General features: G+C 62.3%; 8 protein-coding genes and 1 pseudogene. 3 read left to right on the forward strand and 6 right to left on the reverse strand.

Features of this window, described 5'->3' with window-relative positions; all coding sequences use genetic code 11:
* Positions 1–110: 110 nt before the first annotated feature.
* Together V6766_RS12795 and parE are read right to left on the reverse strand one after the other, a co-directional pair.
* On the reverse strand, positions 111–1,250 hold the full coding sequence (locus tag V6766_RS12795; protein ID WP_448466978.1) for an esterase-like activity of phytase family protein: 1,140 nt from the start codon (positions 1,248–1,250) through the stop codon (positions 111–113).
* Positions 1,251–1,363: 113 nt separating this feature from the next.
* Positions 1,364–3,415, reverse strand: coding sequence for a DNA topoisomerase IV subunit B (gene parE / locus V6766_RS12800; RefSeq protein WP_448466980.1), 2,052 nt, complete (start codon positions 3,413–3,415; stop codon positions 1,364–1,366).
* Between the two features lie 280 nt (positions 3,416–3,695).
* On the opposite strand from parE, the gene tpiA reads away from it, so the two are divergent.
* The 3 genes and pseudogenes from tpiA (at position 3,696) to V6766_RS12815 (ending at position 6,847) form a co-directional block, all read left to right on the forward strand.
* Entirely contained in the window at positions 3,696–4,478 is a 783-nt protein-coding gene (gene tpiA, locus V6766_RS12805; protein ID WP_448466982.1) for a triose-phosphate isomerase, read from the forward strand.
* A 127-nt stretch (positions 4,479–4,605) separates the two neighbouring features.
* Positions 4,606–5,025, forward strand: a pseudogene (gene secG / locus V6766_RS12810) (preprotein translocase subunit SecG); the annotation flags it as partial.
* A 190-nt stretch (positions 5,026–5,215) separates the two neighbouring features.
* A complete protein-coding gene (locus tag V6766_RS12815; RefSeq protein ID WP_448466984.1) occupies positions 5,216–6,847 on the forward strand; it encodes a CTP synthase in 1,632 nt (543 codons plus the stop codon).
* Between the two features lie 26 nt (positions 6,848–6,873).
* On the opposite strand, the gene V6766_RS12820 is transcribed toward V6766_RS12815, so the two are convergent.
* From V6766_RS12820 to V6766_RS12835, 4 genes are all read right to left on the reverse strand, one after another.
* A complete protein-coding gene (locus V6766_RS12820; protein WP_448466986.1) occupies positions 6,874–9,486 on the reverse strand; it encodes an EAL domain-containing protein in 2,613 nt (870 codons plus the stop codon).
* Between the two features lie 196 nt (positions 9,487–9,682).
* Positions 9,683–10,231 (reverse strand): RBBP9/YdeN family alpha/beta hydrolase, encoded by a 549-nt coding sequence (locus V6766_RS12825; protein ID WP_448466988.1) that lies wholly within the window; start codon positions 10,229–10,231, stop codon positions 9,683–9,685.
* A gap of 30 nt (positions 10,232–10,261) precedes the next feature.
* Positions 10,262–11,569: an adenylosuccinate lyase gene (gene purB / locus V6766_RS12830; protein WP_448467026.1), complete on the reverse strand. Its 1,308-nt coding sequence runs from the start codon at positions 11,567–11,569 to the stop codon at positions 10,262–10,264.
* Between the two features lie 100 nt (positions 11,570–11,669).
* Positions 11,670–12,386 carry a DUF2259 domain-containing protein gene (locus V6766_RS12835; protein ID WP_448466990.1) on the reverse strand — a complete coding sequence of 239 codons (717 nt, stop codon included), beginning with the start codon at positions 12,384–12,386 and terminating at the stop codon, positions 11,670–11,672.
* Between the last annotated feature and the right edge of the window lie 98 nt (positions 12,387–12,484).

Raw genomic sequence — 12,484 nt, forward strand, 5'->3', positions numbered from 1 at the left:
CCATGTTTATTAAAGATATAATTAACCTTAACGCCAGCCTTTCACCATCACGTGCGGGCCCGCGTTTCACGAGGATGCGGGCCCGCCTTATCGATCCGACCAGCACCGTCTCAGCGGCTGACGCCGGGCAGGCTTTCGATCCTGAAGGCCAGAAACTGGGTCTTCTGGTCGGCATTGAAATTGTTGTCGGAGGCCAGCAGCAGGAGCGGCGTTCCGTCTTCCGCCCGGCCGATCGTCATCGCCTCGATATTGTCGGGCTCGATGCCGATGGCGCCGAGATCGAGGATCTGGGTCTTGGCAACCGGCACGATGGTCTCGTCGGTGTCGGCAAGCGAGGCGATCGCCGAAACATCGGTCGCGCCGTCGAGGTCGATCATGAAGATCCGGATGGTGAAGCCGCGGTTTTCGGCGAAGCTGCGCTCGGAAATCAGAAGGCGGGTGTCGTCGAGCGGCATCATGTCGGAGAGGCCGTTGTCGTTCCACGCGCCGCCGTCGACCGGCGCATGGGGAATAGGGTCGATCATGTAGACATACTGCGCCGTCGGTTCGCCGCTTTCGGCATCGTAACGCACGATCCGGGCGGGGCTTGCGGTGGTGAGCGTCGAGGCGGGGCCGTCCTGATAGAGGGCTGCCTCATTGGCCACCAGCACGTCGCCGGCGGGCAGCAGCGCGATGCTCTCGAAAGCGTTATTGTTGCGGATGCCGGTGGCATGGTCCTCGCTCGGCGCAAAGCCGTCGGGCAGGGCGAATTCGCGCACGAAATTGCCATCGGTCGACGTGACGCGCACGAACGGCGCGATCATCGCCTTGCCGTCGCCCTCGCTCGACCAGATCAGATTTTCGCCGAACAGGCGGATCTGTTCCGGATCGACGGTCTTTTCCGCAAAGGGCGATCCGTTCTCGTCCTTCAGCGTCACGGTCTTCACGACCGAGACATCGTCGATGCCGTTGGCGCCTGATTCGATATCGAGTTCGTAGAACCGGGCCGGAGCCTTCTGGGAACGGTCGTCGGAGATCGCGATGTAGCGGCCGGTTGCGGCATCGTAGTCGATCCCGGAAATGCCGCCGAATTCGACGCCGTCGATCAAGGTCCCGGTGTCGATCGCGAATTCACCGGCGAATGTCAGGCTGATGGGGCTGTCGCAGTCGTTGATCGGGCAGTCGACGGCAATTGTCTTGCCGATCTCGGCGGCATGGGCGCCGGCGGCGAGTATGGCGATAAGGGTAGTGGCGGAAAGCAGGGATTTCATGGCAGCACCTCGTGTGAGACGGCGGGAGTGACCGTCATTGAGGTAGTGCCCTCGCTCGTTATCAGGCGTATGACACCGGCCCCGTGAGAACGTCTCCGGGCCGGCGCTCGCCGTCAGATATCCAGGTTCTCCGCGAACGCCGCGTTTTCCTGGATGAAGCGGAAGCGGGCTTCCGCCTTGGTGCCCATCAGGTCTTCCACCGCAGCCTTGGTGCCTTCGAAATCGACGTCGTCGATATCGACACGCAGAAGCGTGCGCTTCTTCGGGTCCATGGTGGTTTCCTTGAGCTGGGCCGGCAGCATTTCGCCAAGCCCCTTGAAGCGGCTGATTTCGACCTTGCCACGGCCGGTGAACACCGACTTCATCAGCTCTTCGCGGTGGGCGTCGTCGCGCGCATAGGCCGTCTTGCCGCCCTGGGAAAGCTTGTAGAGCGGGGGGACGGCCAGATAGAGGTGGCCCTGGCGGATCAGCTCCGGCATCTCGGTATAGAAGAAGGTGATCAGCAGCGAGGCGATGTGCGCGCCGTCGACGTCCGCATCGGTCATGATCACGATGCGCTCATAGCGCAGGTCTTCCTCGCGGTATTTCGTCCGCGTGCCGCAGCCGAGCGCCTGGATCAGGTCGGCAAGCAACTGGTTGGAGGTGAACTTGTCGCGCCCGGCGCTCGCCACGTTCAGGATCTTGCCCCGAAGCGGCAGGATCGCCTGATTGGCGCGGTTGCGCGCCTGCTTGGCCGAGCCGCCGGCCGAATCGCCCTCGACCAGAAACAGTTCCGCGCCTGCGGCGGTATTCTGCGAACAGTCGGCGAGCTTACCGGGCAGGCGCAGTTTTTTCACCGCGGTCTTGCGGTTGACCTCGCGCTCCTTGCGGCGGCGCAGCCGCTCCTCGGAGCGTTCGATGACCCAGTCGAGCAGTTTTTCCGCCTCTGCCGGGTTGGCAGAAAGGTAAAGGTCGAAGGGGTCGCGCAACGCGTTCTCGACGATCCTCTGGGCCTCGACGGTGGCCAGCCTGTCCTTGGTCTGGCCGACGAATTCTGGCTCGCGGATGAACACCGAGAGCATGCCGACGGCCGAAATCATCACATCGTCGGTGGTGATCTGCGCGCCGCGCTTGTTGCCGATCATCTCGGCGTAGTTCTTCAGCCCCCGCATCAGCGCCTGGCGCAGGCCCGCCTCATGCGTGCCGCCTTCGGGCGTGGGGATGGTGTTACAGTAGGAATGGACGTTCGGGTCGCCGCCATACCAGGCCACCGCCCATTCCACCGCGCCGTGGCCGCCGGTCTTCTCGGTCTTGCCGGCGAAGATTTCGCGGGTGACGGTGAAATCCTTGCCGATGGTTGCGGCGAGATAATCCTTGAGCCCGCCGGGGAAGTGGAATTCCGCCTTTTCCGGCAGGTCCTCCTTGCCTTCGACCAGCGAGGGATCGCAGGACCAGCGGATTTTCACGCCGCCGAACAGATAGGCCTTGGAACGCGCCATCCGGAACAGACGGGCCGGATCGAATTTCGCACGCGGCCCGAAGATTTCGGCATCGGGATGAAAGCGGATTTTGGTGCCGCGCCGGTTCTGCGTTGGGCCGCAATCCTCAAGCTCGCCCTGCGGCACGCCGCGCGAGAAGGAAAGCCGGTAGAGACGCCGGTCGCGGGCGATCTCGACCTCAAGCACATCGGACAGCGCGTTGACGACCGAGACGCCGACGCCGTGCAGGCCGCCGGAGGTCTCATAGGCCTTGCCGTCGAACTTGCCGCCGGCATGGAGCTTGGTCATGATCACTTCCAGCGTCGACTTGCCGGGCACCTGCGGATGGTTTTCCACCGGGATGCCGCGGCCGTTGTCCGTGACCGTCAGGAAGCCCTCGGCATCGAGATGGACGTCGATGAAATCGGCGTGGCCGGCGACCGCCTCGTCCATGGAGTTGTCGATGACTTCCGCAAACAGATGATGCAGCGCCTTTTCATCGGTGCCGCCGATATACATGCCCGGTCGCATGCGCACCGGCTCCAGCCCCTCGAGCACGCGGATCGAGGATGCGCCGTAGTCCGCGTTTTCCACGGAGGCGGGAGCGGAGGCTCTCGGCTTGGCCGCGCTCTTGCGCTCGGGCTGCGTGGTATCGGTTTCGGCCTTGCTGCCGCCAAGATCGGCGAAGAGGTCTTTGCTGTTGTCCATAGGGTCGGGCAGCCTGTAAAGATCGGTTTGCGCTGGTGCCGGCGCTTTGCGGCGAATCACCCTGCTATTCTGGCAAAGTTTTGGTCGCGAGGCGATGCTGCGCCAGATTCTCGCAATAAGGGTGTGGATAGTCTGATGCGCCGTATAAAGCCGTGATTGCGCCTGCTGTCAAACCATGAGCGGCAAAACGCCCTTTGACGGCGCGCGCAAAACGGACGACAAGGGAAAACCTTTGCCGGTCGCGCCGGCCACAAAAGCAATGAACGGGAGAATGACGAAGATGACTGCCGCAATACGCCCCATGGTCGCCGGTAACTGGAAGATGAACGGCACCCGCGACTCGCTGGCTCAGATCCGGGCCATCGCCGACGGGGTGAGCGGCGGGCTCGCCGACAAGGTCGACGCGCTGATCTGCCCGCCGGCCACACTGCTCTACGTCGCGACCACGCTGACGGAAGACACAAAGCTGCTGATCGGCGGCCAGGACTGCCACGAAAAGGCGCGGTCGGGGGCCCATACAGGCGATATCTCGGCGGAGATGATCAAGGACTGCCTCGCCACCCATGTCATCGTCGGCCATTCGGAACGGCGCGCCGAGCACCATGAAACCAACCGCACGGTCTGCACCAAGGCGCGCGCGGCCTACGACCAGGGCCTGACCGCGATCGTGTGCATCGGCGAAACCCGCGAGGAACACGCCGCCGGGCTGACGATGGAGGTGCTGAAGACCCAGCTCTTCCAGTCTATGCCCGACGACGCCACCCCTGAAAATACCATCATCGCCTATGAGCCGATCTGGGCGATCGGGACCGGTCAGACGCCGGGTCCGGAACAGGTGGCCGAGGTCCACGCCGCGATGCGCGCGGATCTGGTCGAGCGTTTCGGCGAGGCCGGTGAAAAGATACGGCTGCTCTATGGCGGCTCGGTGAAGCCGGCAAACGCCCGCGAACTCTTGAGCGTGCCCAATGTCAACGGCGCGCTGATCGGCGGCGCCAGCTTGAAAGCCGCCGATTTCCTCGCCATCTATCAGGCCTATGAGGATATCCTGTCCTCCACAAAGTAAGAATGGGCAGCGTCTACGGCTTAAAACGGCCAGAAAAAGGGGTTGGATTGCGCGCCGGCCTCATGTAGAGAGACGCCAGTTATTCTAGCGGGCCCGGACCTTCAAGGCGGGGCCGGATTGGACATTCATGCAGACGGTATTGATCGTAATTCACCTGATAATCGTCGTTGCGCTGGCCGGTGTGATCCTCATCCAGAGGTCTGAAGGCGGCGGGCTCGGCATCGGCGGTGGTTCCGGTTTCATGACCGCGCGCGGCACGGCCAATGCGCTGACGCGGACCACGGCCATTCTCGCAACGCTGTTTTTCGTGACCTCGCTCGGTCTCGGCATTCTCGCCCGCTACCAGGGCAATCCGTCGGATATTCTCGACCGGATCGAACAGAACGCCGAAACCGACGGGCAGGGCATCCTGAACCAGCTCGGCGGTTCCGTGACCACGACGACGCCGGCAACGACTGACGAAAGCGGCGTTCCGAGCGGCAGCGAAGGCTCTTCGGCGCCAGCCGTCAGCACCCCGGCGCAGGATTCGAACGCCACCGGCGTTCCCACCGGCGACTGATCGCCGATATAGGTAAAGACATCAGCCGGCGGGCCTCCCGCCGGCATTTCTTTGGGCCGCTCGTCCCGCGCAAGCGTCGGCGATGCGGCATTATTGTGACAATTGACCGGGAATGGACGGGCTTTTTTAAGCGAAGGCTCTGGCAGAATCGGTTTGAAAACGGTATCGGAATAAGCCCATGGCGCGATATATTTTCATCACAGGCGGCGTGGTTTCCTCCCTCGGAAAAGGCATTGCCGCAGCAGCACTCGGTGCATTGCTGCAGTCACGGGGCTATCGGGTCCGGCTCAGGAAGCTCGATCCCTATCTCAACGTCGATCCGGGCACGATGAGCCCGACCCAGCACGGCGAGGTGTTCGTCACCGACGACGGCGCTGAGACCGATCTCGATCTTGGCCATTACGAGCGCTTTACCGGCCGCTCGGCGACCAAGACGGACAACATCACCACCGGCCGGATCTACAAGAATATTCTCGACAAGGAGCGGCGCGGCGACTATCTCGGCGCGACGGTGCAGGTCATTCCGCACGTCACCAACGAGATCAAGGACTTCGTGCTCGAGGGCAATGAGGATTTCGATTTCGTGCTGTGCGAGATCGGCGGCACGGTCGGCGATATCGAGGCGATGCCGTTCATGGAGGCGATCCGCCAGCTTGGCAACGACCTGCCGCGCGGCAACGCCGTCTATGTTCACCTGACGCTGATGCCCTATATCCCGGCGGCGGGCGAACTGAAGACCAAGCCGACGCAGCATTCCGTCAAGGAGTTGCAGGCGCTCGGCATTCATCCCGATATCCTGCTGGTGCGCGCCGATCGGGAAATTCCCGAGGCCGAGCGCCGCAAGCTTTCGCTGTTCTGCAATGTCCGCGAATCCGCCGTCATCCAGGCGCTCGATGTTGCCAATATCTACGACGTGCCGCTCGCCTATCACCACGAAGGGCTGGATGACGAAGTGCTGCACGCCTTCGGCATCGATCCGGCGCCCGTGCCGCGCATGGATGCGTGGAAAAAGGTCAGCGAACGCATCCGCACCCCAGAAGGCGAGGTTACGATCGCCATCGTCGGCAAATATACCGGGCTGAAGGATGCCTATAAATCGCTGATCGAGGCGCTGCATCACGGCGGCGTCGCCAACCGGGTCAAGGTCAATCTCGAATGGATCGAGTCGGAGATTTTTGAGAAGGAGGACCCGTCCCCCTATCTCGAAAAGGTCCACGGCATTCTGGTGCCGGGCGGCTTCGGCGAACGCGGTTCGGAAGGCAAGATCCAGGCGGCCCGCTTTGCCCGCACCCACAAGGTGCCGTATTTCGGGATTTGCTTCGGCATGCAGATGGCCGTGATCGAGGCGGCGCGCAATCTGGCGGGCATCAAGGACGCCTCGTCGACGGAGTTCGACCGCAATGCCGCCGAGCCGGTCGTCGGCCTGATGACCGAATGGGTGAAGGGCAATACGCTGGAGAAGCGGTCCGATACCGATGATCTCGGCGGCACGATGCGGCTTGGCGCCTACAAGGCCCATCTTGGCGCGGATACCAAGATTGCCGAGATCTACGGTACGACCGAAATCTCGGAACGTCATCGTCACCGCTACGAGGTGAATTTCGGCTATCGCGACAAGCTGGAGGCCTGCGGGCTGGTGTTCTCCGGTACCTCGCCGGACGGCGTTCTCCCGGAGACGATCGAATATGCCGACCATCCCTGGTTCATCGGCGTGCAATACCACCCCGAACTGAAGAGCCGGCCGCTGGAACCGCATCCGCTGTTTGCAAGCTTCATCGAAGCCGCGCTTGAGCAGAGCCGGCTGGTATAGGATTACATCCAAAGCGGACGCTGCATCTACACCAGTTCGGTCTGCTCGCGCAGCACCTTCTCGAACTCGGCGGCCGGCATCGGTCGGCCCAGCCAGTAGCCCTGAAGAACGTCGCAGCCGAGCTTGGTCACGATCTCGGCGTGGCGTTTGGTTTCCACGCCCTCGGCGATTACCTTTATCTTCAGCGTCTTGGCGATATCGATGATCGATTTGACGATCGCGCGCTGATCGGGCGAGTGCGGCAGCGGCAGGACCAGTTCGCGGGCGATCTTGAGGCCGTTGGGCGCGACCTTCAAGAGGCCGCTGATTGATGTATATCCCGTGCCGAAATCGTCAACGTCGATGCAGATGCCCAGCCTTCGAAGCTGCTTCAGATTGTAGGCGCTGATATCGTCCGGCTCGTCCAGAAAGATCGATTCCAGAAGTTCGAAAGTCAGCTTGCCCGCCGGAAGTTCGAATTCCTCCAGCGCGGAAACCAGCGCCGGATCGCTCAGGCGGCGCGGCGAAAGGTTCAACGAAATGCCTGGCGGATCGAGCCCGAGATCGCTCCAGCGCCGGAAATCGCTGGTCGCCTGGGCGAGGATGCTGGTGTCGATCATGTTCATCAGGTTCAGCGTTTCCGCGAGCGGCATGAATTCCGAAGGCTGGCCGAAACTGCCATCGGCGTGGCGCCAGCGCGCCAGCGTCTCGATGCCAGTCAGCCTCAGCGTCTTCGCGTCGAATTGTGGCTGGTAGAAGGGGACGAAGTCGCATTGCTCCACCGCCTGCATCAGCCGGTCGGTAGGCGTCCGGTTGGCGGCAACCGCGCTTTTGAGATCAGGCGAGTAGAAGGCGACGCGGTTCTTGCCCTGCTGTTTCGCCAGCTTGAGGGCAAGGTCGCTGTTCTTCATGAGGCTGCCGGCGGACAGGTCCTCGCAGGCATCCGCGGTGACGATGCCGACGCAGGCGCCGATGCGGATGCGGTGCTCGCCCACTTCGAGTGGCTTGGACAGTTCCAGAAGCATGCGCTTTGCGACCTGTTCCAGACCGGCCGCGCCATTTCCATAGCTGCAGATGAAGGCGAATTCGTCGCCGCCCACGCGCGCGACGAAATCATTGTGGCGGCTGACGCTCAGCAGGACCTGGGCGGCATGGCGCAGCACCGCATCGCCGGCGCCATGTCCATAGCTGTCGTTGACGGCCTTGAAGTCATCGATATCGATCTGCATCAGCGCAAGCTTGCCGGCCGTTGTCGGCGCCATCTCGACGCGGCGCGACAATTCATCGTCAAGAAAGCGCCGGTTGGGCAGGCTGGTCAGATAGTCGTGCAGGGCCGCCTGTTCGATATCGGATTTGGCGCGGTCGAGCTCGAAATTGCGGGCTTCGGCGAGTTGCTTGGCGGTGATCAGGTCCTGGCGCAGCCGCACCTCTTCGGTGACGTCCCAGTTGATCCCCAGAATGTTCTGCTGCCCTTCATCGTCGATCCGCATGGTCATCAGAGCGCGAACATGACGCACGGCGCCGTCGTCCTCCCGGTTGATCCGGAACTCATCGGATATTGGAGGGTCGCCTGGCTTCAGCGATTGCAATGCCGCCCTGATGCGATTCAGGTCTTCCGGGGCGGTGATCGCGCCAAGACGGCTGGCGTGGTAGGTTTCAGCCTCCTCCCCAAATCCGTAAATCTCACAGATGCGCTTGTCGGCAATCACCATGCCTGTTTCCGGATTGTACTCGAACACGCCGATGCGGGAGGTGCTCAGGGCCAGTTCAAGCCGCTGGCGGGTCCGCGAAAGAAGCATTTCGGCATTCTTGCGGTCGGTGATGTCGCGATCGGTGCCGACGATACGGGCGGGTTTGTGGTCGAAGAAACTCGATACCGCATCGCCGCGACACTCGATCCAGATCCAGTGCCCGTCCGCGTGGCGCTCGCGGTATTCGAAGTTCATGTACTGGGGATCGCCGGTTTTCTGGCGTTCGATCGCGTTGGCAACGAAATCGCGATCGTCGGGATGTACCAGTTGCAGCCATTCCTCGGTCGATGAGAAGGGCTGTGGACCGCCGCCGGGATAGCCGCGCATCGTCAGCCAGGTTTGCGAATAGAAGAACTGGCCACGCCGGTAGTCATGGTCCCAGACGCCGAGCCCCGAACTGACGAGCGCGTAGTCCCAGCGATGGGCGCGTTCATTGGCTTCCAGTTCGCGCAGCTTCTGTGCGTTGATATCCGTGCAGCTCAGCAGGGAAAGCGTTTTGCGGCCGTCGTGTTCGGGCGACAGAGGCTTGTTGGAGCACAGCATCCACCGCCATGGACCATCGGGGCGCGGGCCGAAACGTATTTCCCGGGTAAGCGGCTTGCCCTTCTTATCCGCCGTGGACAGCAGGGATTGCAGCACGGGCCGGTCGTCACTGTGAACCCAATCGAGAATATTTGCGCCGACAAGATCGCTTCCCTGAGCGATCGCCTTGAAGCTGTCATTGACGGCCCGGATCTTCAAACTGAAGACGTCAAGCGCCGCCATCGCGACTGCCGAGCCTTCGATTGCGGCGGCCGCTATTCCGGATTTCCTCCAAAACTCACTCCTGTCCTCCGTCAAAGTTCGCCCTCTTGCTGGAGGCGGTTTTGGCAAATGCTGAACTTGCTCTGCTCGGCTGCAAGGCCGCATCAGCCCGGTTCGCGCTCCCCTCAATTTTCTATATTTGGCCGATCCGGATGCAAAAAGTCATCGTGGACCCACACTACAAGTGTGGTCCATGAATGGAGAAAGTCAATTCTGATTTGAAAGCCGCAATGATTTCAGTTCGCTGAAGCGGCGTTCGAGATATCGCGCATTCCCGGTGCCCTCCAGCTTTATCCTGCCCTCACAGACGCGACAGAAAACGCCCGAACATCAATATGCCTTCCGGCCAGGGACCGAAGCCGTCTTCCTCGTTGATATGCCCGGCCTCTCCGACATCGAAGAAGGCCGACCCCCATGCATTGGCGATGTCGCCGGCATGGTCGAAGGACCCGAAGGAATCATTGCGGCTAGCGATCACGATGCTCGGAAATGGCAGCGGGTCGCGCGGATAGGGGCCAAACGTCTGGAGATGCTTCGGGCGGATCTTCGGATTGTCGACTTCCGGCGGCGCGACGAAGAAGCCGCCGGCCACCGGTTTCTCGAATCGGGGCAGCGCGAGGATGGCGGTGGGAATGCCGAGCGAATGGGCGACCAGCACGGCCGGGCGCGTCGAAGCGTTGACCGCTTCCACAAGCTTGTCGACCCAGTCTTCGACAACCGGCTTGTTCCATTCAGCCTGTTCCACCCGCCGCGCCGTCGAGAGTTTCTGCTCCCAGCGGCTCTGCCAGTGTCCCGGCCCGGCATTCTTGTAGCCGGGGATGAGAATGATATCTGCTTCGGAGGCTTTCATGCGGATCGTCGTCTTTGATGGGAGCGGGCGTCAGGCTTCGCCGAAAACCCGCTTGAAAATGGTATCGGCATGCTTGGTGTGGTAGCCGAGGTCGAACTTCTCGCGGATCGTCTCTTCGGAAAGGGCGGCGCGCACTTCCTCGTCGGCGAGCAGTTCCTCGAGAAAGTCCTTGCCTTCCTCCCACACGCGCATGGCGTTGCGCTGGACCAGGCGATAGGCGTCCTCGCGCGACACGCCGGCCTGCGTCAGCGCCAGCAGGACGCGCTGGGAATGAACCAGCCCGCGGAACTTGTTGAGATTGTTCATCATCGTCTCGGGGTAGACGAGCAGCTTGTCGACAACGCCGGTGAGCCGCGCGAGCGCGAAGTCGAGCGTCACGGTCGCATCGGGGCCGATCATCCGTTCGACCGAGGAGTGCGAAATGTCGCGCTCGTGCCAGAGCGCCACATTTTCCATCGCCGGCATTGCGAAGCTGCGCACCATGCGGGCAAGCCCGGTGAGGTTTTCGGTCAGCACCGGATTGCGCTTGTGCGGCATTGCCGACGAACCCTTCTGGCCCGGCGAGAAATATTCCTCCGCTTCCAGCACCTCGGTGCGCTGCAGGTGGCGGATTTCCGTGGCGAGGCGTTCGACCGACGAGGCGATGACGCCGAGCGTGGCGAAGAACATCGCATGTCGGTCGCGCGGGATCACCTGGGTCGAGACCGGTTCCGGCTTCAGGCCCATGGCTTCCGCGACATGTTCCTCCACCCGCGGGTCGATATTGGCGAAGGTGCCGACAGCGCCGGAGATCGCGCAGGTGGCGATTTCCGCGCGCGCGGCGACAAGCCGGTCGCGGCAGCGGTCGAATTCGGCATAGGCCTGTGCCAGCTTGATGCCGAACGTGGTTGGCTCGGCATGGATGCCATGCGAACGGCCGATCGTGACCGTGTCCTTGTGCTCGAAGGCGCGGCGCTTCAGGGCGGCGAGCAGCTTGTCGAGATCGGCGAGCAGCAGGTCGCTGGCGCGTGTGAGCTGGACGTTGAAACAGGTGTCGAGTACGTCGGACGAGGTCATGCCCTGATGGACGAACCGGGCATCGGGTCCGACGATTTCGGCAAGGTGGGTGAGGAAGGCAATGACGTCATGCTTGGTGACGGCCTCGATCTCGTCGATGCGGGCGACGTCGAAGGTCGCGGCGCTGCCTTTTTCCCAGATGGTCTTGGCCGCACTTTCGGGAATCACGCCGATTTCGGCGAGCGCGTTGCAGGCATGGGCCTCGATTTCGAACCAGATCCGGAATTTCGTTTCCGGCGACCAGACTTCCGTCATCTCGGGGCGGGAATAACGCGGTATCATCGAGGCTTCGTCCTTCACATTTCCATCTGGCAAAGCGCATAGACCATTTCCGGCGCAAATGAAATCTTTGCGCCGGCAAAATGCTCCGTGTCCCTGCGTTTTAAGGCCGGAAAGGCACGGCGATCCAGCGGCCGTTCGGTCCTTCGAAGCCTTGCGACAGCACTATCACCAGCGCGACGTGGACCGCATCCGGCCCGCCGCCGCCATAGGTCATCATGCCGCCGAGGCGGTAATCCAGCGGGCAGTTGCGGCTTTCCGGCAGGCGCGTGTCGGCGTGGATTTCCCGCTCCTCGCCTTCCGGGCTGCGATAGGTCAGGCGAAAGCCGCGGGCATCGGGCGTGATGTCGGTGCAGGCGGGGTTCGGCGCGAGCGGAAAGGTTTCGAGGGTCATTTCGCTGACCGGCGACAGGTTCGGGTGAGCGCGATACCTGATTGTTCCGCTGTCGCCATTGTTCTCTGTCACCGGGTTGAAGGCGGCGAGCCAGCCGGGATGGTCGAGCAGCTGGTAATCCTGGATCATCTGCAGGGCCTCGCGCACGGCGAGCGCGCGCGCCGCGCTGATCGAGGCATTGTCGGTCTCGGTGCGAAGGCGGAACGGCGTGCCGTCCAGAAAAGCGTCGTTCAGCGTATCGATGAAGAAGATATTGGAATAGGCGAAACCGGATCCATCTTCCTGGCCGTATTCCTCGAAAGCAAAGACCTTGCCGTCCTCCGAAAAACCGAGTGGGGTGAAGGCGGCGAAATCGCCGGCGCTCGCGGTCGCGGCGGCGAGGCCGGAAAGCACTGTTGCGCCCAGAAGGCGTGTAAGACCTGGCATTGCAGCTCCTTGTTATTGGCCGGCGCGGGGCCGGCATATCGGCGTTTCTTATCGAGCCGGGCGCGTGACATCGCTCCCGGCCGTTGACCCATCTTCCA

The sequence above is a fragment of the Martelella sp. AMO21009 genome, from assembly GCF_053484295.1.